19 protein-coding genes and 1 riboswitch are annotated in these 21,394 nt (G+C 69.3%); of the genes, 7 read left to right on the forward strand and 12 right to left on the reverse strand.

Going from position 1 to position 21,394, the window contains the following annotated elements; genetic code table 11:
* Positions 1–82 precede the first annotated feature (82 nt).
* The 5 genes from KI385_RS29800 to KI385_RS29820 form a co-directional block, all read right to left on the reverse strand.
* On the reverse strand, positions 83–1,138 hold the full coding sequence (locus tag KI385_RS29800; protein ID WP_238575206.1) for a ribonucleotide-diphosphate reductase subunit beta: 1,056 nt from the start codon (positions 1,136–1,138) through the stop codon (positions 83–85).
* The gene (locus KI385_RS29805; RefSeq protein ID WP_238575207.1) at positions 1,138–3,570 is read right to left on the reverse strand and encodes a ribonucleoside-diphosphate reductase subunit alpha; all 2,433 of its coding nucleotides are present in this window, start codon (positions 3,568–3,570) and stop codon (positions 1,138–1,140) included. The genes KI385_RS29800 and KI385_RS29805 overlap by 1 nt, the downstream gene beginning before the upstream one ends.
* A gap of 162 nt (positions 3,571–3,732) precedes the next feature.
* A riboswitch (cobalamin riboswitch) is annotated at positions 3,733–3,881 on the reverse strand.
* A 295-nt stretch (positions 3,882–4,176) separates the two neighbouring features.
* Entirely contained in the window at positions 4,177–5,826 is a 1,650-nt protein-coding gene (gene mctP / locus KI385_RS29810; protein ID WP_425357105.1) for a monocarboxylate uptake permease MctP, read from the reverse strand.
* A 35-nt stretch (positions 5,827–5,861) separates the two neighbouring features.
* Positions 5,862–6,122, reverse strand: coding sequence for a DUF3311 domain-containing protein (locus KI385_RS29815; RefSeq protein WP_128507753.1), 261 nt, complete (start codon positions 6,120–6,122; stop codon positions 5,862–5,864).
* Positions 6,123–6,278: 156 nt separating this feature from the next.
* Complete coding sequence (locus tag KI385_RS29820) at positions 6,279–7,037, reverse strand: GntR family transcriptional regulator (RefSeq protein WP_238577911.1); 759 nt, start codon at positions 7,035–7,037, stop codon at positions 6,279–6,281.
* A gap of 241 nt (positions 7,038–7,278) precedes the next feature.
* On the opposite strand from KI385_RS29820, the gene KI385_RS29825 reads away from it, so the two are divergent.
* The 4 genes from KI385_RS29825 (at position 7,279) to KI385_RS29840 (ending at position 12,129) form a co-directional block, all read left to right on the forward strand.
* Positions 7,279–8,547: an extracellular solute-binding protein gene (locus KI385_RS29825; protein WP_238575208.1), complete on the forward strand. Its 1,269-nt coding sequence runs from the start codon at positions 7,279–7,281 to the stop codon at positions 8,545–8,547.
* A gap of 125 nt (positions 8,548–8,672) precedes the next feature.
* A complete protein-coding gene (locus tag KI385_RS29830) occupies positions 8,673–9,731 on the forward strand; it encodes a carbohydrate ABC transporter permease (RefSeq protein ID WP_238575209.1) in 1,059 nt (352 codons plus the stop codon).
* Positions 9,728–10,558, forward strand: coding sequence for a carbohydrate ABC transporter permease (locus KI385_RS29835; protein ID WP_238575210.1), 831 nt, complete (start codon positions 9,728–9,730; stop codon positions 10,556–10,558). The genes KI385_RS29830 and KI385_RS29835 overlap by 4 nt, the downstream gene beginning before the upstream one ends.
* Positions 10,559–10,566: 8 nt before the next feature.
* Positions 10,567–12,129 carry a glycoside hydrolase family 3 protein gene (locus KI385_RS29840; RefSeq protein WP_238575211.1) on the forward strand — a complete coding sequence of 521 codons (1,563 nt, stop codon included), beginning with the start codon at positions 10,567–10,569 and terminating at the stop codon, positions 12,127–12,129.
* Positions 12,130–12,303: 174 nt separating this feature from the next.
* On the opposite strand, the gene nagB is transcribed toward KI385_RS29840, so the two are convergent.
* Positions 12,304–13,086 (reverse strand): glucosamine-6-phosphate deaminase, encoded by a 783-nt coding sequence (nagB, locus tag KI385_RS29845; RefSeq protein WP_128511500.1) that lies wholly within the window; start codon positions 13,084–13,086, stop codon positions 12,304–12,306.
* 156 nt (positions 13,087–13,242) lie between these two features.
* A complete protein-coding gene (locus KI385_RS29850; RefSeq protein WP_238575212.1) occupies positions 13,243–14,016 on the reverse strand; it encodes an SDR family oxidoreductase in 774 nt (257 codons plus the stop codon).
* A 118-nt stretch (positions 14,017–14,134) separates the two neighbouring features.
* Between KI385_RS29850 and KI385_RS29855 the strand changes: the two genes are divergently transcribed.
* Together KI385_RS29855 and KI385_RS29860 are read left to right on the forward strand one after the other, a co-directional pair.
* Positions 14,135–14,788 (forward strand): TetR/AcrR family transcriptional regulator, encoded by a 654-nt coding sequence (locus KI385_RS29855; protein ID WP_238575213.1) that lies wholly within the window; start codon positions 14,135–14,137, stop codon positions 14,786–14,788.
* Positions 14,789–15,118: 330 nt separating this feature from the next.
* A complete protein-coding gene (locus tag KI385_RS29860; RefSeq protein ID WP_128511510.1) occupies positions 15,119–16,591 on the forward strand; it encodes a sensor histidine kinase in 1,473 nt (490 codons plus the stop codon).
* A gap of 264 nt (positions 16,592–16,855) precedes the next feature.
* Here the strand turns inward: KI385_RS29860 and KI385_RS29865 are convergent, their stop codons facing one another.
* A complete protein-coding gene (locus KI385_RS29865; protein ID WP_003983230.1) occupies positions 16,856–17,113 on the reverse strand; it encodes a WhiB family transcriptional regulator in 258 nt (85 codons plus the stop codon).
* A 320-nt stretch (positions 17,114–17,433) separates the two neighbouring features.
* The gene (locus KI385_RS29870; RefSeq protein WP_238575214.1) at positions 17,434–18,417 is read right to left on the reverse strand and encodes a diacylglycerol/lipid kinase family protein; all 984 of its coding nucleotides are present in this window, start codon (positions 18,415–18,417) and stop codon (positions 17,434–17,436) included.
* Positions 18,418–18,513: 96 nt separating this feature from the next.
* Here KI385_RS29870 and KI385_RS29875 point away from each other — a divergent pair, with 96 nt between their 5' ends.
* Positions 18,514–18,975, forward strand: a complete 462-nt coding sequence (locus tag KI385_RS29875) for a hypothetical protein (RefSeq protein WP_238575215.1) — start codon at positions 18,514–18,516, stop codon at positions 18,973–18,975.
* A 212-nt stretch (positions 18,976–19,187) separates the two neighbouring features.
* On the opposite strand, the gene KI385_RS29880 is transcribed toward KI385_RS29875, so the two are convergent.
* From KI385_RS29880 to KI385_RS29890, 3 genes are all read right to left on the reverse strand, one after another.
* A complete protein-coding gene (locus tag KI385_RS29880) occupies positions 19,188–20,147 on the reverse strand; it encodes an RNA polymerase sigma factor SigF (protein WP_238577912.1) in 960 nt (319 codons plus the stop codon).
* A 43-nt stretch (positions 20,148–20,190) separates the two neighbouring features.
* Positions 20,191–20,604, reverse strand: coding sequence for an ATP-binding protein (locus tag KI385_RS29885; protein WP_003985353.1), 414 nt, complete (start codon positions 20,602–20,604; stop codon positions 20,191–20,193).
* Between the two features lie 293 nt (positions 20,605–20,897).
* Complete coding sequence (locus tag KI385_RS29890) at positions 20,898–21,386, reverse strand: GNAT family N-acetyltransferase (protein ID WP_238575216.1); 489 nt, start codon at positions 21,384–21,386, stop codon at positions 20,898–20,900.
* Positions 21,387–21,394 lie beyond the last annotated feature (8 nt).

Genomic DNA, 21,394 nt, shown 5'->3' on the forward strand with positions numbered 1-21,394 from the left:
ATGGCTCCGGTTGCCGAGGTCACCGAATGCTCATAAAGGGCGGGTGGCCCGGCCGAAGGGGCGTCGCGGGTGCGGGAGCCGTCTAGAAGTCGTCGTCGAAGGAGACCGAGCCCTCGACCGCGACCTGGTAGGCGGAGGCCCGGCGCTCGAAGAAGTTGGTCAGCTCCTGGACGTTCTGCAGCTCCATGAAGGAGAACGGGTTCTCCGAGCCGTACACCGGGGCAAAGCCCAGGCGCTGCAGCCGCTGGTCGGCGACGCACTGGAGGTACTCGCGCATCGACTCGGTGTTCATGCCCGGCAGGCCGTCACCGCACAGGTCGCGGCCGAACTGCAGCTCCGCCTCGACGGCCTCCCTGAGCATGTCGGTGACCTGCTGCTCCAGCTTGTCGTCGAAGAGCTCGGGCTCCTCCTCGCGGACGGTGTCCACCACGGAGAACGCGAACTCCATGTGCATGGACTCGTCGCGGAAGACCCAGTTGGTGCCGGTGGCCAGCCCGTGCAGCAGACCGCGCGAGCGGAACCAGTAGACGTAGGCGAAGGCGCCGTAGAAGAACAGCCCCTCGATGCAGGCCGCGAAGCAGATCAGGTTGAGCAGGAACCGGCGGCGGTCGGCCTTCGACTCCAGCCGGTCGATCTTCTCGACCGAGTCCATCCACTTGAAGCAGAACTCGGCCTTCTCCCGGATGGACGGGATGTTCTCCACGGCCGCGAAGGCGGCGGAGCGGTCTTCCGGGTCGGGGAGGTAGGTGTCCAGCAGCGTCAGATAGAACTGGACGTGCACCGCCTCCTCGAAGAGCTGACGGCTCAGGTACAGCCGCGCCTCGGGGGAGTTGATGTGCTTGTAGAGCGTCAGCACGAGGTTGTTGGCGACGATCGAGTCGCCGGTCGCGAAGAACGCCACCAGCCGGCCGATCATGTGCTGCTCGCCCGGGGAGAGCTTGGCGAGGTCGGCGACGTCGGAGTGGAGGTCGACCTCCTCCACGGTCCAGGTGTTCTTGATGGCGTCCCGGTAGCGGTCGTAGAAGTCCGGGTACCGCATCGGACGCAGGGTCAGCTCGAAGCCCGGGTCGAGGAGGTTCTTCGTGCCGGAGGTGGCGGTGTGCGCCGTTGCGGCGTTGGTTTCAGGCGCGGTGGTCATTACTGGCAGGCCTCGCAGGACTCGGGGTTTTCCAGGGAGCAGGCGACGGCCTCGGGGTCGGTGGCCTGCTGCGGTACGGGGACGGGGGTGGCGGCGGCGCCGCCACGGGCCGACTGGGCGATCCGGGTCGCCGGGCGGGAGCGCAGGTAGTACGTCGTCTTGATGCCGCGCTTCCAGGCGTAGGCGTACATCGAGCTGAGCTTGCCGATGGTGGGCGAGGCCATGAAGAGGTTCAGCGACTGGCTCTGGTCGAGGTAGGGCGTACGGGCCGCGGCCATGTCGATCAGGGCGCGCTGCGGGATCTCCCAGGCGGTGCGGTACAGCGCCCGGATCTCCTCGGGGATCCAACTGACGTCCTGCACCGAGCCGTTGGCCTCGCGCAGCGCGTCACGGGTCCGTGCGTCCCACATCCCCAGCGCCTTGAGCTCCTCGATCAGATAGGCGTTGACCTGGAGGAACTCTCCGGACAGCGTCTCGCGCTTGAAGAGGTTGGAGACCTGCGGCTCGATGCACTCGTACACGCCCGCGATGGAGGCGATGGTCGCGGTCGGCGCGATCGCCAGCAGAAGGGAGTTACGCATTCCGGTCGCCGCGATACGGGTGCGCAGCGCCGCCCAGCGGTCCGCCCAGCGGGGCTCGGCGTTCGGGTAGTGGTCCGGGTGCAGCACACCGCGGGCGGTGCGGGTCGCGGACCAGGCCGGGTGCGGGCCGTGCCGCTCGGCGAGGTCGGCGGACGCCTCGTACGCCGCGAGCATGATGCGCTCGGAGATCCGGGTCGACAGCGCCTGTGCCTCGGCCGAGTCGAACGGCAGCCGCAGCCGGAAGAAGACGTCCTGGAGGCCCATCAGGCCCAGACCGACCGGGCGCCAGCGGGAGTTGGAGGTCCCGGCCTGCTCGGTCGGGTAGAAGTTGATGTCCACGACGCGGTCGAGGAAGGTGACGGCGGTACGGACCGTGGCGTCCAGCCGCTCCCAGTCCATCGCCTCCTCCCAGCCGGCGGCCTCGTTGCCCAGGTGCGCGGCGAGGTTGACCGACCCGAGGTTGCAGACGGCGGTCTCCCCGTCGTTCGTCACCTCCAGGATCTCCGTGCACAGGTTGGAGGAGTGCACGACCTGGCCGGGCTCCGCGGTCTGGTTGGCGGTGCGGTTGGCGGCGTCCTTGAACGTCATCCAGCCGTTGCCGGTCTGCGCCAGGGTGCGCATCATGCGGGAGTACAGCACCCGGGCGGGGATCTGCTTGAGCGCCCGGCCCTCGGCCTCGGCCTTGCGGTAGGCGGCGTCGAACTCGTCGCCCCACAGGTCCACCAGCTCCGGCACGTCGGAGGGCGAGAACAGCGACCAGTCGCCGTCCGCCTCCACCCGGCGCATGAACTCGTCCGGGATCCAGTGCGCGATGTTCAGGTTGTGCGTACGGCGCGCCTCCTCACCGGTGTTGTCGCGCAGCTCCAGGAACTCCTCGATGTCGGCGTGCCAGGTCTCCAGGTAGACACAGGCGGCGCCCTTGCGCCGGCCACCCTGGTTCACGGCCGCGACCGAGGCGTCCAGGGTGCGCAGGAACGGCACGATGCCGTTGGAGTGACCGTTGGTGCCCCGGATCAGCGACCCCCGTGCGCGGATCCGGGAGTAGGAGAGGCCGATACCGCCGGCGTGCTTGGAGAGCCGGGCGACCTGGTGGTACCGGTCGTAGATCGAGTCGAGCTCGTCCAGCGGGGAGTCCAGCAGATAGCACGAGGACATCTGCGGGTGGCGGGTGCCGGAGTTGAAGAGGGTGGGGGAGGAGGGGAGGTAGGACAGCGAGCTGGTGAGGCGGTACAGCTCGGCGACGTCCTCCAGCGCCGCCGCGGACTCGTTCTCCGCGAGGCCGCAGGCCACCCGCAGCAGGAAGTGCTGCGGCGTCTCGATGACCTGACGGGTGGTGGGGTGGCGCAGCAGATAGCGCGAGTGCAGGGTACGCAGACCGAAGTAGCCGAAGCGGTCGTCGGCGCCTTCGGCGAGTGCCTTGTCGACCAGCGCGTCCAGCCGGGCCGCGTGGGCGCGGACGAACCGGGCTGTCTCGTCGGCGATCAGGCCCTCGCGGTGGCCGACCTCGACGGAGGCGGAGAAGGCGACCGCCCCCTGTTCGGCCGCCTCCTCCGAGATTGCGAGGGTGAGCAGGCGCGCGGCGAGCTTGGAGTACTGCGGCTCGTCGCCGATCAGACCGGCCGCGGCGTCGATGGCCAGCGACCGCAGCTCGGCCTCGTCGGAACCCGCGTGCCGGCCGCGCAGCGCGGCGGCGGCCACCTTGCCGGGGTCGGTCGCGGCCAGATCCTCGGTCAGTTCGGTCAGGGTGCGCAGCAGCGCGACGCCCGGCCCGTCGGCGGGGGCAGGAGGCGTGGCCACCGCAGGCTGAACTACCTCGGCGTCTGACGCGGACTCCGTTGGCGCGATGGTCACGTGATGCTCTCCCTCACTCGGCGGGGGCCAGGAGGGGCGGGGCGCGACGGTCGCACGCGCGCATGCGGCACCCCGTTACGGTCAGGGGTGCGCGGGCACACCGCGCGGCGCCCACCGGCCCAACCCTCGGGGCCCGGACGTATCGACGTCCGCACCGATGGCGGTGAGGACGTACCGTCGGCAGGTCTTCGGACTTCACGGACGCGCGACAGGGCCGTCATCAGGCCACTGAGCGCGCTCCCACACCGTTGCGGGACAGTTCCGGATTCCCACCGGATTCCCCTGCGGCGACAGCGAGGACGAGCATACATCTTGTGCTGCTCCCCGCATGCACCCCCACATCTTGTGTCGCCACCTCATACCACTCCTACTGGTGTGCGAACGGCCATGGGGCCCGGCAGAGTCGGCAACGCGCCCGGAAACGCCATGCGGGCCGGGCCGGGCGGGTCCTTCAGGCCATCTCACGGGTGAACGCCCGGAGCGTAATCCCGGTATCGGCTCCCGGTCCCGCGCACGTTCCAGAGCTCGGCGGCCGGGACGACGACGGGCCGCCGCGCCCCCGAAGGGACGCGACGGCCCGTGATCCGCCGGTGCGGTGCCGGTGGCTCAGTGGCCGGCCGGAGCTCCCGCCGTGGCGGGCGGCAGGTCCGCCGTGACGCCCGCGTCGCCGGCGTCCGCGGTGTAGTCGGCGGGGCTGGTCTCGTCGACGCCGTCAGGGACCTTGGCGGCCTTCAGGGCGAAGGTCAGGACGACGGTCACCACGACGTTCAGGACGAAGGCGGTCAGGCCGATGTAGCCGATCTCACCGATGCCGGGGATCTCCTTGCTGGAGCCGCCGAAGTGGGCCTGGGTCGGGCTGGCCACGCCGTATGCCGCGAGTGTGCCGTAGAGCATGCCGACCGCCCAGCCGGTGAGCAGCGCCCAGCGGTGGAACCAGCGGGTGAACAGACCGCCGACCAGCGACGGCATGGTCTGCAGGATCCAGATCCCGCCCAGCAGCTGGAAGTTGATCGCGACGGTCTTGTCCATGGTGAGGACAAAGACCAGCGCGCCGACCTTCACCAGCAGCGAGACGAGCTTGGCGACCTTGTGCTCCTGCTCCGGTGTGGCGTCCTGCTTGAGGAAGTCCTTGTAGACGTTGCGGGTGAACAGGTTGGCGGCGGCGATCGACATGATGGCCGCGGGCACCAGCGCGCCGATGCCGATCGCGGCGAACGCGACGCCGGAGAACCAGCTGGGGAACATGTCCTCGAACAGCTGCGGGATGGCCAGCTGCGGGTTGCCCTGGATGTCCGTGCCGGCCTTGATCGCCATGAAGCCGAGCAGCGCGAGCAGGCCCAGCATGAGGGAGTACAGCGGCAGGATCGTGGTGTTGCGGCGGATCACATTGCGGCTGCGCGAGGACAGCGTGGCGGTGATCGAGTGCGGATACATGAAGAGCGCCAGCGCGGAGCCGAGCGCCAAGGTCGCATACGCCCATTGGGCGTTGGGGCCGGTGGTCAGCGCGCCGCGCGGCTTGCCGGGTACGGCGCCGGGCTCGGCGAACGCCTTGCCGGCCGCGTCGAAGATCGCGTCGAAGCCGCCCAGCTTGATCGGGATGTAGATGATCGCCACCGCGATGACGAGATAGATCAGGCCGTCCTTGACGAAGGCGATCAGGGCGGGCGCCCGCAGGCCCGAGGAGTAGGTGTACGCGGCGAGGACGGCGAAGGCGATCAGCAGCGGCAGGTCCTTGACGAACCAGTTGGTGTTCTCGCCGCCGCCGATGCCCATCACGTCCAGGACGGCCTGGATGCCGACCAGTTGGAGGGCGATGTACGGCATTGTGGCGAGGATGCCGGTGAGCGCCACGGCCAGCGACAGGCCCTTGGAGCCGAAGCGGCCGCGGACGAAGTCGGAGGTGGTGACGTAGCCGTGCTTGTGCGAGACCGACCACAGCCGGGGGAGGAAGGTGAAGATGAGGGGGTAGACGAGGATGGTGTACGGCACGGCGAAGAAGCCGGCCGCGCCCGCTGCGTAGATCGCCGCCGGGACGGCCACGAAGGTGTACGCGGTGTAGAGGTCCCCGCCGAGCAGGAACCACGTCACCCAGGTGCCGAAACTGCGGCCGCCCAGGCCCCATTCGTCCAGGTTGGCGGACTCCTCGGCCTTGCGCCAGCGGGCGGCCAGGAATCCCATGACCGTCACGGCCAGGAAGAAGAAGACGAAGACGGCGAGCGCGACGCCGTTGACGCCTTGGGTCGAGGAGGCGGCCAGTGGCGTGGTCGCCGTCGTCGCCGTCGTTGCGAGAGTCACTGGGCCGCACCGCCCTTGCGTGCGCGCTGCTCACGCTGCACGAGCTTGTACGCGACCATCGTCAGGACGGTCGAGATCAGCACCCACAGCATCTGGTACCAGTAGAAGAACGGGATCCCGATGAGCGTCGGCTCGATCTTGGCGTACGAACTCACCCACAGCATCGCCACGAACGGAGCGAGCAGGCACAGCCCCGCCACCACACGTGTCGGCGTGATGACCGGTCTGTTGGTCGGTGATGCGGCTGGCTCTGGCATGAGCGTGGCTCCGTCCCTGGCGAACTCCTGTGCAATCGGCTGGAAATCTATGGCAGGGCCGTGGCGCGCGTCACTAGCTGTCCGCATATCGGTATGAAGAATCCGCGGCAGAGAGCAGGCGTCGTCCACGGTCAGCGGCGGCGCAGCGCCTCGGAATCAGTCTGTCGGGCGGCGCAGTCGGGCGACGAATTTGTAGCGGTCGCCGCGGTAGACCGAGCGCACCCATTCCACCGGTTGGCCCTGGGCGTCGAGGGAGTGCCGGGAGAGCATCAGCATCGGCAGGCCGACGTCGGTGCCCAGCAGGCCGGCCTCGCGCGGGGTGGCGAGCGAGGTCTCGATGGTCTCCTCGGCCTCCGCGAGACGGACGTCGTAGACCTCGGCCAGCGCGGTGTACAGGGAGGTGTACTTGACGAGGTTGCGGCGCAGCGCGGGGAAGCGTTTCGCCGACAGATGGGTGATCTCGATGGCCATCGGCTCGCCGCTGGCCAGCCGCAGCCGTTCGATGCGCAGCACCCGGCCGCCGGTGGCGATGTCCAGCAGGCCGGCCAGCCGGTCGTCGGCGGTGACATAGCCGATGTCCAGCAGCTGGGAGGTCGGCTCCAGGCCCTGGGCCCGCATGTCCTCCGTGTAGGAGGTCAGTTGCAGCGCCTGGGAGACCTTGGGCTTGGCGACAAAGGTGCCCTTGCCCTGGATGCGCTCCAGCCGGCCCTCGACGACCAGCTCCTGCAGGGCCTGACGCACCGTCGTACGGGACGTGTCGAACTCCGCGGCCAGGGTGCGCTCGGGCGGGACCGGGGTGCCGGGCGGCAGGGTCTCGGTGATCTCCAGCAAGTGCCGCTTGAGGCGGTAGTACTTGGGCACCCGCGCGGTCCGCGCGCCGCCGCCGCTCTCGGCACTGCCCCCGTCGGTCTCCATGCCCCGCCTCTCCGACTCCTGTCGTGCTGCCGTCACCGGCTCCTCCGTACGTAGCGGCTCACATCGTGGCACGGGCGGGTTGTCCGCGCTCCCTTGCAGGTCCCGGCCCGCCAGATGTCGGTCCGGTAACGGACCTGACAGCGACTCTTATACACCCTTGACACCCCAAAAGGTCTAGGCCAAGCTGCGGGCACTGGTCTAAACCATTAAAGACCACACCCGGCCTTTAGGGGAGAGCGCAATGAAGCGTGGGCTCATAGCGGCGACGGCGGTCGCGGGAATGCTGGTGGGTGTCGCTGCCTGTGGGTCCAGCGGCGGCGACAAGGCGGGCGCGGATGGCTTCAAGGGCCAGAAGCTGACCGTTTGGGTGATGAGTGGTTCGAATCCGGCGCAGTGGACCCGGCAGGTCTCCGAGCAGTTCAGGAAGAAGACCGGCGCCACCGTCGAATTCAAGGTCCAGCAGTGGAACGGCATTCAGCAGAAGCTGAGCACCGCCCTTTCCGAGGACACCCCGCCGGACGTCGTCGAAATCGGCAACACGCAGACCGCCGCATACGCCAATGCGGGCGCCCTGGCCGACCTCGGCGATCTGAAGAAGGAGATCGGCGCCGACTGGAACGACGCCTTCAACAAGGCATCGCTGGTGGACGGGAAGCAGTACGCGCTGCCCTGGTACGCCGGTAACCGCGTGGTGATGTACAACAAGAAGATCTGGGCCGAGGCAGGTCTCAAGGGCACCCCCAAGACCCGCAACGAGCTCTTCAAGGCCTTTGACACCATCAAGAAGAAGACCGACGCCGAACCGCTGTATCTCCCCGGCCAGAACTGGTACTTCTTCGACGGCCTGACCCTCGGCACCGGTGCCGACCTGGTGAAGAAGCAGGGCGGCAAGTGGGTCTCCAACCTCGGTGACCCCAAGGTCGCCAAGGCCATGGACATCTACAAGTCGTACCAGGCCTTCAGCACCGCCCCGAAGAACAAGGACGAGGCCACCCCGCAGCAGGCCGAGGTCTTCGCCAAGGGGAAGACCGGCGCTGTCATCGCCATGGGCTACGAGGCCGCCACCGCCATCAAGGCCAATCCGAAAATCAAGAACGACATCGGCTTCTTCACCATCCCCGGTGAGACCGCGGACAAGCCCGAGGGTGTATTCCTCGGCGGCTCCAACTTCGCCGTCGCCGGCATGGGCAAGAACCAGGAACTCGCCAAGGAATTCCTGAAGGTGGCCCTGTCGAAGCAGAACGACGGACAGATGGTCAAGGAGGTCGGCTGGACCCCGAAGTCCCCGGACCTGGCCGGCGCCGCCAAGGAGAATCCGGCCGCGGCGGCCGCAGCACCCGCGGCGGAGAAGTCCGGTGGCACCACTCCGCTGATTCCGCAGTGGGCCGCGGTGGAGAACGTACCGAACCCGATCAAGAGCTATATGACGGCCGTTCTGAGCGGTAAGTCCCCGGCCGACGCCGCCAAGGACATCGAATCCGAGATCAACGCGCGGCTCGCCAAGCAGTAGGGCGGATCCGGCGGTCCTGAGCGATCAGGCCGCACCACCGGATGCGTACGGGCCGGCCGTCCCCGGCCCGTACGCACTCCGGCAGAGGCACCGAGGTGTGACGGCGAGAAGGGGAGCAGAGGCTCATGGCAGCGCAGCTCGACGACGCGGTGGACAAGACCGCGCCGCGGACCGGCAAGGGGGGCGCACCGCCCGCCCGCCGCTCTCCTCATCGTCCCGCCGGCCGAACTCCTCATCCTCCCGCCCGCCGCACTCCTCGTTCTCCCGCCCGCCGCACTCCTCGTTCTCCCGCCCGCCGCGCCCCGTATCTCCTGCTGCTGCCGGCGCTGCTCGCGACCGCGGTCCTCCTGGGCTGGCCCATGGTCCGCAACATCCTGCTCTCCTTCCAGAACCTCAATATGAAGGAGCTGATCCAGCACCTCACCGACTGGCGCGGGACGGGCAACTACCAGGAGATCCTGGGCAGCGAGCAGTTCTGGCGGGTCACCCTCCGCACCATCGTCTTCACCACGGTCAATGTGGTCCTGATCATGGTTCTCGGTGTGCTGATCGGACTGCTGCTGGCCCGGCTCGGCAAGAAGATGCGGCTGACGCTGTCCCTGGCGCTGGTGCTGGCCTGGGCGATGCCGGTGATCGCCGCCACCACCGTCTTCCAGTGGCTCTTCGACTCCCGCTACGGCGTCGTCAACTGGCTGCTGGACAGGCTCGGCTGGCATGCGATGGCCCACTACGACTGGGTCGGCACTCAGCTGTCGACCTTCTTCGTCATCACCGTACTGATCGTCTGGCAGTCGCTGCCCTTCGTGGCGCTCAACCTCTACGCCGCCACCACGACGATCCCCAAGGAGCTCTACGAGGCGGCCCGGATGGACGGCGCCGGCACCTGGAAGGTCTTCACCTGTGTCACCTTCCCCTTCCTCAAGCCCTTCTTCCTCGCCACGACGTTCCTGGAAATCATCTGGGTCTTCAAGGCGTTCCCGCAGATCTTCGCGATCAACGAAGGCGGCCCCGACCGGCTCACCGAGACGCTGCCGATCTACGCCTTCACCGAGGGCGTCGGCAATCTCCACTTCGGTATGGGTGCCGCGATCTCGCTGCTGACGATCGTGGTGCTGCTGGCCATGACCGCCTACTACCTGCGTCTGACGATCAGGCAGGAACAGCAAGAGGAGAACGAGCTGTGAAGCGCTCTCTCGCCGGCCGCATCTGGCCCAACGCGACGGCGGTCGTGCTCGCCCTGGGCTTTGTCTTCCCGGTCTACTGGATGTTCAACACGGCCTTCAAGCCGACCCAGGACATCGTCACCGAAGACCCCGTGTGGTTCCCGCTCCACGGCACCTTCGAGCACTTCGCGACGGCCGTGAACGCCCCGAACTTCTGGACCCTGGCCGGGAACTCGGTCCTGGTGACCGTGCTCGCCGTCGGTCTGTCGCTGGTGATCGCGCTGTGCGGGGCGTTCGCCCTCACCCGGATGCGCTTCAAGGGCCGCAAGGGCATCCTGTTGACCTTCATGGTCGCCCAGATGGCGCCCTGGGAGGTGATGGTGATCTCGATCTACCTGATCGTCCGGGACGCGGACCTGCTGAACAGCCTGCTGCCGCTCACCTTCTTCTACATGCTGATGGTGCTGCCCTTCACCCTCCTGACGCTGCGCGGCTATGTCGCCGCGGTGCCCAAGGAACTGGAGGAGTCCGCGATGGTCGACGGCTGCTCCCGCCGGCAGGCCTTCCTCAAGGTCGTCTTCCCGCTGCTGGCACCCGGCCTGATGGCCACCTCGCTCTTCGGCTTCATCACCGCCTGGAACGAATTCCCGCTGGTGCTGGTCCTCAACAAGGAGCCGGCCATGGGCACCCTGCCGCTGTGGCTCTCACAGTTCCAGAGCCAGTTCGGGGACGACTGGGGCGCCACCATGGCCGCCGCCTCGATCTTCGCCGTCCCGATCCTGGTCCTCTTCCTGTTCCTGCAACGCAAGGCCGTCGGCGGTCTCACCTCCGGCGCAGTGAAGGGATAACGCAGTCCATGACTCCTTTCGCAGGCTCTGCACACTCCGTACGCTCCACCGACACCCTCACCCGCGACGCACTCGCCGTCCTCCAGCCCGGCTTCACCGGCACCACCGCCCCCGACTGGCTGCTGCGCCGGGTCGGCGAGGGCCTGGCATCGGTCGGCCTCTTCGGCCGCAATGTCGCGGACCCCGCCCAACTCGCCGCGCTCACCGAACGGTTGCGCCGGGAGCGCGAGGACATCCTCGTCGCCATCGACGAGGAGGGCGGCGATGTCACCCGCCTCGAAGTGCGCGGCGGCTCCTCCTTCCCCGGCAACCATGCGCTCGGCGCCGTCGACGACACCGCGCTGACCCGCGAGGTCGCCCGTGAACTCGGCCGCCGGCTGGCCGACTGCGGTATCAACCTCAACTGGGCGCCCTCCGCCGATGTCAACTCCAACCCCGACAACCCCGTCATCGGCGTCCGCTCCTTCGGCGCCGACCCGCAGCTGGTCGCCCGGCACACCGCCGCCTACGTCGACGGTCTGCAGTCCGCCGGCGTCGCCGCCTGCACCAAACACTTCCCCGGCCATGGCGACACCGCCGTCGACTCCCACCACGACCTGCCGCGTATCACCGCCGACCTGACCACCCTCCAGGAACGCGAACTGGTGCCCTTCCGCGCCGCCGTCGCCGCCGGCACCCGGGCCGTGATGAGCGCGCACATCCTGCTGCCCGCCCTGGACGCCGAGCACCCCGCCACGCTCAGCCCGGCCGCGCTGCGCGGCCTGCTGCGCGCCCCCGTCGCCGAGGGCGGCCTCGGCTTCGACGGACTGATCGTCACCGACGGGATGGAGATGCAGGCCATCTCCGCCACCTACGGCATCGAGCGCGGCAGCGTGCTGGCCATCGCGGCCGGCGCCGACGCCATCTGTGTCGGCGGCGGACTGGCCGACGAGGACACCGTGCTGCGGCTGCGCGACGCCCTGGTGAGAGCGGTGCGCGACGGCGAGCTGTCGGAGAAGCGGCTCGCCGACGCCGCAGCACGGGTGCGTGCCCTGGCGCGCTGGACCCGGGGTGCGGGCGCGGGGGAGGGGGCCGTGCCCGCACCCGGGATCGGACTCACCGCGGCCCGCCGCGCCCTGCGCAGCACCGCCGGCGGCCGCCCCTACGAGCCGCTGACCACCCCCGCGTACGTCGCCGCCTTCACCCCCCTCGCCAATATCGCCGTGGGTGACGACACCCCCTGGGGCGTCGCCGCCGAACTGGCCCGTCTCGTCCCCGGCACCGAAACCGCCACCTGCACCGGCGAGTCCGCCGCGGCCGAGGGCACCCCCGCCCTGATCGACGGGCTGCTCAGGGCGGCCGCCGACCGCCGTATCGTCGCCGTCGTCCGGGATGTGCACCGCCACCCCTGGATGGCCGACGCACTGGCCGCCCTCCTCGCCGCCCGCCCCGACACCGCGGTCGTCGAAATGGGCGTCCCCCAGTCCCCGCCCCAGGGCGCCCTGCACATCGCCACCCACGGCGCCGCCCGCGTCTGCGGCCGGGCCGCGGCCGAACTCCTCACGGGCCGGGGGCCGGCGAGCGCGGAATAGACCGCCCGCCGCCCGCCGCCCGCCGCCCTCGGCCCCGTGCCGGGACGGCCCGCACGCCCGGTCGCACGCCCAGCCGCCCGGTCGCGACACGGGACGCCCCGGTACGACGCGGCCGGGGCATCCCGCAGGACCACCCCGGCCGTTAAGCCGGCGGGACGCCCCGCCGGAGGCTGACTAGATGCCCTGCCAGTCCGGCTTCGCGGCGTAGGTGGCGCGGAAGTAGTCGGCGAGCTTCAGCTTGGCGGCCGCGGCCTCGTCGACGACGACCGTCGCGTGCGGGTGGAGCTGCAGCGCCGAGGCCGGGATCAGCGCGGCGACCGGGCCCTCGACGGCATGGGCCACGGCGTCGGCCTTGCCCTCGCCGGTGGCGAGCAGCACCAGGTGGCGCGCCTCCAGGATCGTGCCGATGCCCTGGGTGATGACGTGGTGCGGGACCTCGTCGGGACTGTCGAAGAACCGGGCGTTGTCCTCCCGGGTCTGCTGGGTCAGCGTCTTGATACGGGTACGGGAGGCGAGCGATGAGCAGGGCTCATTGAAGCCGATGTGCCCGTCGGTGCCGATACCGAGCAGCTGGAGGTCCACCCCGCCGGCCTCGCTCAGCGCACGGTCGTACGCCTCGCAGGCGGCCTGGACATCCTCGGCCGAACCATCGGGCCCCATGAAGGAGTCCTCGCTGAGACCGAGCGGCTCGACCACCTCGCGCAGGACCACCGAACGGTAGGACTCGGGGTGCCCGGCCGGCAGGCCGACATATTCGTCGAGCTGGCAGATACGCGCCCGCGAGGCATCCACCGCACCCGCCCGGACCTTTGCCGCCAGCGCCTCGTAAATGGGCAACGGGGTAGACCCGGTGGCCACACCGAGCAGCGCGTCGGGCTTACGGCGCACCAGGGTGGCGATGGCCTCCGCGATCAGCTCGCCGCCTGCCGTGGCATCCGGAACGATGACAACTTCCACGCTTGGCCTGCCGTTCTGGAGAATGATCCATGTGGTATAGACCAATCTATCAGAGGGCGGGCCCACGGTCCCGGTGGCGCTGCCGAACGGCGGGGCATGTTTTTCCGAGGTTCGGTGACCAAGGGGCCGCCGGCTCGCCGGGCGGCCGACGCCTCGTCAGAGCAGTGCGCCTCCCGTCGCGTCGATCCACTGGCCCGTCACCCAGCGACTGTCGTCCGAGGCCAGGAAGGCCACGATGTCGCCGATGTCGGTGGCGTCCGCGATCCGGCCCAACGGGGATATCGCCCTGACCCGCTGCTGCGCCTCGGTATTGGTCTCGCCCCGCAGCCACTTGGCGTTCATATCCGTGTCCACCGCCCCGGGCGCCACCGCATTCACCGTGATCCCGCGCCGGCCCAGGTCCTTGGCGAGCGTCGAGGTGAAGACATCGATCGCGCCCTTGGTCATGGCGTAGGTGATCAACTCGGGCTTGGCCGCGCCACGCGTCAGCCCCGTCGAGGTGTTGATGATCCGCCCGCCGTCCCGCAGGCGGGTGAGCCCCTGCTGGACGATGAAGAACGGCGCTTTGGTGTTGACCGCGAAGAGGTGGTCGAAGTCCTCCGCCGTCACCTCGCCGATCGACTTGAGCGTCCCGTCGACCGCCTTGTTGATCCCGGCGTTGTTGACGAGGATGTCCAGTCCCTCGGACTGCTTGTCGAACGCGGACCACAGTGCTTCGGCGTCTCCCGGCACCCCCAGCTCGGCCCGGACCGCGAAGGCCTGGCCCCCCGCGGCCTCGATCTCCGAGACCGTCTCCTTGGCCGCCGTCTCGTCGCGCCCGTAATGCACGCCGACCCGCGCGCCGTCCCTCCCCAGCCGCTGTGAGATCGCCCGCCCGATCCCCCTGCTGCCGCCTGTCACCAGTGCCGTCTTGCCGCTGAGCGCACCCATGGCAGTGCCCCTCCCCGATTCGTCTATGGACATGTCGTTGCACCGAGCGCTTTCTGTATCGCTCGCTACAGAAAAACCGTAGCATGCGTTCCGTACCGACCGCTATAGAATTCCCGCCATGGCGACCAAGGAGACGAAACAGCGCGGCCGGCCCCGGTCCTTCGACCGGGAGACGGCCCTGGAGCAGGCGGTTCGGTCCTTCTGGGAGCAGGGCTACGAGGCCACGTCCATCTCCGACCTCACCCGCGCCATGGGCATCAGCGCCCCCAGCCTCTACGCCGCCTTCGGCGACAAGCGGGCGCTGTTCGACGAGGTCGTGGCCGAGTACGGGCGGCTCTACGGAGGGTTCCTCTCCCGCGCCGTGGCGGAGGAGCCGACCGCCCGCCGCGGCGTCGAACGCGCGCTGCGCGAGGCCGCGGCCGAATACACCCTGCCCGGCCGCCCCCGCGGCTGCCTGGTCATCAGCGCCGCCCTGAACATCTCGCCCGCGTCCGCCGAAGTCGCGGACTCCCTGCGGGAGATGCGCCTGTCGAACGTCCGGGAGATCGAGAGCGCCGTCCGCGCGGACATCGCGGCCGGCGAACTCCCCGCCGATACGGACGCCGGTGCGCTGGCCGCTTATGTGGGGGCGGTCGTCCAGGGCATGTCCCAGCAGGCGCGGGACGGTGCGGAGCGAACGGCCCTGGAGGCGATCGCCGAGCTGGCGATGCGGGCCTGGCCGCGGCAGGCGACGGAGCCGGAGGCCGGAACGGCCGCACGCCCCGCCTCGTAACACCCCCGGAAAACACCCGCGGGCCGCGGCGCCGGGACAGGACCCTCAACCTGTCCGGCACCGCAGCCCGGAGCTGACATCGGCCGGTCCCGCCTTGCGGGCGGGAGATGTGTCCCTGTGTGCGGTAGGGGCACGGTCCCGTCCTGGGACCGGTCGATCGGAGGCCTCGGCGCAGTCAGGGCAGAGAGCGCCTTCGGCCTCGTTCCGCTCTCCTGTGCGGGGAGAACGGAGGCTTGTGTGGAATTGTGGACTAGACCATTCTCACTTGTCCATGCCCGTGCAGGCACAACACATACACCGTACGCCGGTAGGCTCCAAAGCGTGCCCTCCATGAACGATCTCGTACGCCAGCACACCGCTCTGAGCGACTCCGACCTCGAGTGGCTCCATCTGCTGGTCTCGGAGTGGCAGCTGCTCTCCGACCTGTCCTTCGCCGATCTTGTGCTGTGGGTGCCTACCCTCGACGGCACCCGCTATGTCTCGGTCGCCCAGATGCGGCCCAATACGGGCCCCACCTCCTACCAGGACGACATGGTCGGCCATCTCGTTCCCCGCGGCCGCCGGCCGATGCTGGACTCCGCCCTGGACGAGGGCCGCATCGTACGCGAGGGCGACCCTGAGTGGCGAGAGGAAGTTCCGGTCCGCGTCGAGTCCATCCCGGTGCGCCGCGAGGGCCGGGTGCTCGGGGTGATCGCCCGCAACACCAATCTGCTGACCGTACGCACCCCCAGCCGGCTGGAGCTCACCTACCTCCAGAGCGCCTCCGACCTCGCCCAGATGATCGCTGCCGGAACGTTTCCCTTCCCCGGCCAGCAGGTCGATATGGATGCCTCGCCGCGCGCCGGCGACGGGCTGATCCGGCTCGACGCGGACGGTGTCGTCCAGTACGCCAGCCCCAACGCGCTCTCCGCCTACCACCGGCTCGGTCTCGCCGCCGACCTGGTGGGCCACCACCTGGGCCAGGCCACCGCCGAACTGGCGCCCGCCCGTGGTCCGGTGGACGAGGCCCTGGTCAAGCTCGCCAGCGGCTGGGCCCCCAGGGAATTCGAGGTCGAGGGCGATGAAGGCGTGATCCAATTGCGCGCTATTCCGCTCAAGCCCAAGGGCACACACATCGGTTCGCTGGTGCTGCTGCGCGATGTGACCGAACTGCGACGTCGCGAGCGGGAACTGATCACCAAGGACGCCACCATCCGGGAAATCCACCACCGGGTGAAGAACAATTTGCAGACGGTCGCCGCGCTGCTGCGGCTACAGTCCCGCCGGATGGATTCCGAACAGGGGCGCGAGGCGCTCAACGAGGCCGTACGCAGGGTCGGTTCGATCGCGATCGTGCACGAGACGCTGTCCCAGAACCTCGACGAACGGGTCGAGTTCGACGAGATCGCGGACCGGGTGCTGGCCATGGTCGCGGAGATCTCCCCGGGCCGGGTGACCACCCGCCGCACCGGGCGCTTCGGCATCCTGGACGCCGAGGTGGCCACGCCGCTGTCGATGGTGCTCACCGAGGTGCTGCAGAACGCCCTGGAGCACGCCTTCGACCAGGGGGAGCAGGGCACGGTCGAGGTCGGCGCGGTGCGCGGCGGCAGCCGTAAGGAGCCGCGGCTGCTGGTCACCGTCCAGGACGACGGCCGCGGCCTGCCGGAGGACTTCGATCCGCAGCGCGCCGGAAACCTGGGGCTGCAGATCGTGCGGACCCTGGTGGAAGGGGAGTTGGGCGGAAAGTTCGACATGGTGCGCGCGCCCGGGCGCGGCACGCAGGTCATCCTCGACGTCCCCGTGCGCCCCGAGAAACAGCACTGAAACCGCATCGAGGCCGCGCCGAGACAGGGTCGAGACCAGGCCGGGGCGGCGCTGGGACGGCGCCGCGTCCCGGGCCGCCGGAGGGAAACCCGCCGGTCCGGCCCCGACCCGAACAGCGGAACGTCCCGGAAACAGCAGCAAGCCCCGGACCGAATCGGTCCGGGGCTCAAAGCTATTGCGATGCGATAACAACCGGGCTTTTCAGCGCCGAGGGTGCATCGGGGGTACTGCGCGCTGCGGCTCGGGGGCCACGGGGCTGCTGGCTCAGGCGCTGGCGTTGCGCGCCCGGTTGCGAGCTGCACGGCGCTTCATCGCGCGGCGCTCGTCCTCGCTCAGACCACCCCAGACGCCGGAGTCCTGGCCGGACTCGAGCGCCCACTGCAGGCACTGCTCCATGACGGGGCAGCGGCGGCAGACGGCCTTGGCTTCCTCGATCTGCAGCAGCGCAGGACCGGTGTTGCCGATAGGGAAGAAGAGTTCGGGGTCTTCTTCGCGGCAAACGGCGCGGTGACGCCAGTCCATGGCTGCTCCATCTCCTCGTGTGACGGGATCGTTGCTTGTGAATGTGAACGCTTTCACGAATCCCTCCACAAGGGAAGGCCCGATCTCCAGCTGTGAACTGGTGCGGTCCTGTGGAATGAGGAGGAGGATTCGGGCTCTCAAGGGGGCCGGTAAAGCGGCCGTCCCGATCGCCATGAAGAGACTCGCAAACCTCGGCGACGGATACAACCCCTTCCGGAAACTTTTTTTTGATTCCTTGGTGTCGCCTAGCTCACAGCCGTCATTCCAGGGGGTGGAAACCAGTCTAAACGTTCGAGTGAAAGGACTTTGGGCCCTACTGCTCACACAATCACACGCAGTGCACGGCGTACGCCTGTGAACGTCACACTCGTACGCAGTCCCAGGTGGTCGCCGTCCATCTGGAACGGCAGTGGAACCTGCGAATGCAAGGTGAAGTTCGTGAGGTCGTGAAGTGAGAGTGCGTGCCGGCCATGGGGCCCGCGCTGCGGTGTTGACGCCAGTAGCTGGGTGGCGTACCGAGCCACCGCGCCGGACGAGAGCTTGCTCAGTGCGAACAGATCGAGGCCCGTGTCGAACGAGGCGTCCGGTGACGGGTAGATCGGCCGATTGCCCAGGTAGGACCACGGGGCGGTGTTGCAGATTATGGCCAGCGCGAGGTTCTCGACGCGCTCCGTGGTGCCCTCGGTCCCGCCCGGGCGTTCGAGGGTGATGACGCCCCGCCCGCGGTTCGCCTCGCCCAGGAACTGGCGTACGACCTGTCGCACGTACAGGGCGTGGGTCGAACGCTTGCCGCGTTCGCGCTGCTGCTCGACCCGGCCGACGACGCCGGCGTCGAAGCCGAAGCCCGCACAGAAGGTGAACCAGCGCCCCGGTACGCCCTCGTCCTCGCTGCCCGGTGTGCCCGAGGCGAGGCCCAGGCCGATGGTGCGCTCGCTGCCGTCGCGCAGCGCGTCCAGCAGGGCGCCGGTCGCCTCCACGACGTCATTGGGCAGCCCGAGCGCGCGGGCGAAGACATTGGTGGAGCCCCCGGGGACGACGGCCAGCCGGGGATGCGACTCGGGATCGGGGCCGTTGGCCAGCAGACCGTTGACGACCTCGTTGACGGTGCCGTCGCCGCCGAGCGCCACGACCAGTTCGGTCTCCCCGCCCTCGGTGGCCTGCCGGGCCAGATCACGGGCGTGCCCGCGGTACTGCGTCTCCGCGACCTCCAGCTTGAGGTCGCTGGCGAGTGCGTGGGTCAGTACTTCACGGGTGCGGGCACTGGTGGTGGTTGCTGCGGGATTGACCACGAGAAGTGCGCGCATATGCAGCAGCGTACCTACCTGCGGGTACCGGTCTCACGCCCAGTCCGGCTCCGGGGCATCCCCAAGGTCCCGGAGCGCCGGCGCTACCCTGCTGGGGTGAGCAGCCAGCAGAAGCAGTCCGCGACCCGAGCCGCCGGCACCCCCGCCGTGCCCGAGCCGACCGGCCCGCGGCCCGCCCGGCTGAGCGCCGCAGCGGCGCTCACCGCGGTTGAAGGGCTCGCGATGGCCGCCCTCGGTACGTACATGCTGATCATGGGGCTGGCCGGGTCGCCGGACAGCGCGCAGCAGGCGGAGATGGGCGGGCTGACCGTCCTCGCGCTCGCGGTGCTGCCGCTGGTGGCCGCGCGGGGTCTGTGGCTGCGCCGCCGCTGGAGCCGCGGCCCCTCGCTGATCACGCAGATCGTGGCGTTGCCGGTGGCCTGGACGCTGGTCAACGGCGGCGGTGCGCTGATCGCGGCCGGCGTCGGGCTGGCCGTGGCCGCGCTGGTCGTGCTCGTCCTGCTGGTCAATCCGACGGCCACCGAAGCGCTGGGGATCGGGCCGCGGGAGACCTCTTAGGGGCTGCCCGGTCCGGGGCGCTCCGGCGGGTCGGAGGCGGACGATCACGGGCGGACGGACCCCGGATGCGTGGTGGACCGGCCCTGGAGCGCGTGGTGACCGGCCCTGGAGCGCGTAGGGGACGCACCCCGGAACGCGTAGGGGACCGGCCCCTGAACGCGTAGGGGGCGGCGCCCGTAAGAGCACCGCCCACCTCGGTCATCCGCCGTTCCTCACTCCTCGACGAGCAGCTTGTCGCGCAGCTGGGCGAGGGTGCGGGCCAGCAGGCGCGAGACATGCATCTGGGAGATGCCGACCTCCTGGGCGATCTGCGACTGGGTCATGTTGCCGAAGAAGCGCAGCAGCAGGATCTTCTTCTCGCGCGGCGGGAGATCCTCCAGCAGCGGCTTGAGGGACTCGCGGTACTCCACGCCCTCCAGGGCCTCGTCCTCGGCGCCGAGGGTGTCGGCGACGGCCGGCGACTCGTCGTCCGTGTCGGGGACGTCCAGGGAGAGCGTGCTGTAGGCGTTGGCGGACTCCAGGCCCTCCAGGACCTCCTCCTCGGAGATCGCCAGATGCTCGGCCAGCTCATGGACGGTGGGGGCGCGGCCGTGCCGCTGGGAGAGCTCGGCGGTCGCCGTGGTCAGCGACAGCCGCAGCTCCTGGAGGCGACGCGGGACGCGGACCGCCCAGCCCTTGTCGCGGAAGTGCCGCTTGATCTCGCCGACGACGGTGGGGGTGGCGTACGTGGAGAACTCCACGCCGCGCTCCGGGTCGAAGCGGTCCACCGACTTGATCAGGCCGATGGTGGCGACCTGGGTGAGGTCGTCCAACGGCTCGCCGCGGTTGCGGAACCGGCGGGCCAGATGCTCGACGAGCGGCAGGTGCATGCGGACGAGGGTGTTGCGCAGCTCCGCGCGCTCCGGGGAGCCGTCGGGCAGCTTGCGCAGCTCATAGAACATCGCCCGGGCGCCGCTGCGGTCCTGCGGCTCCTGGGAATGCTGTTGATCCTGCAGCTTGTGCTCGGGCTCCGGCGCATCGTGCTGCTGCGCCTGCTGCCCCTGCTGCTCGCTCTGGTCCATCTGGTCCGCCCGCTCTACCTGCTCCGCCGCATCCAACCGGCCGCCGTGGTCATCTACGCCCACCGGATGCGGCCGGGCCTGCTGCTCGGGGATGGTCGCACTGGACGCCATCCGCCCGCCGCGTTCGAGATCCTTCACGGGGCCCCCTGTTCGGTCATGACGGTCCGGGACCGGCGCCGCGCTCCTTGTACAGACTGATGGTGACCGTACGGTCCTCGGCAACGGTGGAGTCGACCTTGCCGGCAAGTGCGGAGAGCACCGTCCAGGCGAAGGTGTCGCGCTCCGGGGCGCGGCCGTCGGTCGTCGGGGCCGACACGGTGACCTGCAGTGCGTCGTCGATCAGGCGGAAGACGCAGCTCAGCACACTGCCGGGGACGGCCTGTTGCAACAGGATCGCGCAGGCCTCGTCGACCGCGATGCGCAGATCCTCGATCTCGTCGAGGGTGAAGTCCAAGCGGGCTGCGAGCCCGGCCGTGGCCGTACGCAGCACGGACAGGTAGGCACCCGCAGCGGGCAGACGGACTTCCACGAAGTCCTGAGTCCCGGGCTCGCCTGCGATCTGGGACACCCTCACCTCCAAGGTGGCACAAGCTGGTTGAGCTGGAAATGCGCGATATTCGCGTGGTACGGGATATTCGCGCCGGTCCTTTCTCCCCTCGGATGAAAGGAGAACGATTCGGCGCGACACATGGTTCGGCTGTGACGCTATCGCGATCTGCGGGCCGATGTCGCCCGGAAGGAGCACGACCGTCGTCCGGACGACGATCCGGCCCGGGGCACCCGGGCGTCATCGCTGTCACTGATTGTAAAGCCACGGGTACGGACAGTGGCTAGGGGTATGCACCGCCAAATCGAGGCTGATTACGCTCCGTTGACGCGCGTGGTGCCCGCAAGGTTGTGCAGCGCCTTTCCAGTGAGCCGGAAGACCGTCCATTCGTCCATGGGGTGGGCGCCGATGGACCGGTAAAAACCGATGGACGGTTCATTCCAATCCAGGACCGACCACTCGAAACGCTCGTAGCCGCGGGCCACGCAGATCTCCGCGAGGGCCGCGAGCAGCGCCTTGCCGTGGCCGCCGCCGCGCGCCTCGGGGCGGACGTACAGGTCTTCCAGGTAGACACCGTGCGTGCCCGTCCATGTCGAGAAGTTCCGGAACCACAGGGCAAAGCCCACCGGGTCGCCGTCCGCCTCGGCGATCAGCGCGAAGGCGGCCGGCTGCGGGCCGAAGAGGGCCTCCTTCAGCTGCGGCTCGGTGGCCTGCGCGGCCTCGGGGGCCCGTTCGTACGCGGCCAGCTCGCCGATCATGGCCAGGATGACGGGGACATCGTCGGGGGTCGCTTCGCGGATCATTCCTGAAG

This window comes from Streptomyces inhibens (assembly GCF_022221585.1).
GTDB lineage: Bacteria > Actinomycetota > Actinomycetes > Streptomycetales > Streptomycetaceae > Streptomyces > Streptomyces inhibens.

What these genes read in the sequence shown, in the direction of transcription:
- KI385_RS29800 (WP_238575206.1), bottom strand. Translation starts at nt 1,138, where the DNA reads ATGACCACCGCGCCTGAAACCAACGCCGCAACGGCGCACACCGCCACC.
- KI385_RS29815 (WP_128507753.1), bottom strand. Translation starts at nt 6,122, where the DNA reads ATGCCAGAGCCAGCCGCATCACCGACCAACAGACCGGTCATCACGCCG.
- KI385_RS29820 (WP_238577911.1), bottom strand. Translation starts at nt 7,037, where the DNA reads ATGGAGACCGACGGGGGCAGTGCCGAGAGCGGCGGCGGCGCGCGGACC.
- KI385_RS29825 (WP_238575208.1), top strand. Translation starts at nt 7,279, where the DNA reads ATGAAGCGTGGGCTCATAGCGGCGACGGCGGTCGCGGGAATGCTGGTG.
- KI385_RS29830 (WP_238575209.1), top strand. Translation starts at nt 8,673, where the DNA reads ATGGCAGCGCAGCTCGACGACGCGGTGGACAAGACCGCGCCGCGGACC.
- KI385_RS29840 (WP_238575211.1), top strand. Translation starts at nt 10,567, where the DNA reads ATGACTCCTTTCGCAGGCTCTGCACACTCCGTACGCTCCACCGACACC.
- KI385_RS29850 (WP_238575212.1), bottom strand. Translation starts at nt 14,016, where the DNA reads ATGGGTGCGCTCAGCGGCAAGACGGCACTGGTGACAGGCGGCAGCAGG.
- KI385_RS29855 (WP_238575213.1), top strand. Translation starts at nt 14,135, where the DNA reads ATGGCGACCAAGGAGACGAAACAGCGCGGCCGGCCCCGGTCCTTCGAC.
- KI385_RS29860 (WP_128511510.1), top strand. Translation starts at nt 15,119, where the DNA reads ATGAACGATCTCGTACGCCAGCACACCGCTCTGAGCGACTCCGACCTC.
- KI385_RS29865 (WP_003983230.1), bottom strand. Translation starts at nt 17,113, where the DNA reads ATGGACTGGCGTCACCGCGCCGTTTGCCGCGAAGAAGACCCCGAACTC.
- KI385_RS29870 (WP_238575214.1), bottom strand. Translation starts at nt 18,417, where the DNA reads ATGCGCGCACTTCTCGTGGTCAATCCCGCAGCAACCACCACCAGTGCC.
- KI385_RS29880 (WP_238577912.1), bottom strand. Translation starts at nt 20,147, where the DNA reads ATGGCGTCCAGTGCGACCATCCCCGAGCAGCAGGCCCGGCCGCATCCG.
- KI385_RS29890 (WP_238575216.1), bottom strand. Translation starts at nt 21,386, where the DNA reads ATGATCCGCGAAGCGACCCCCGACGATGTCCCCGTCATCCTGGCCATG.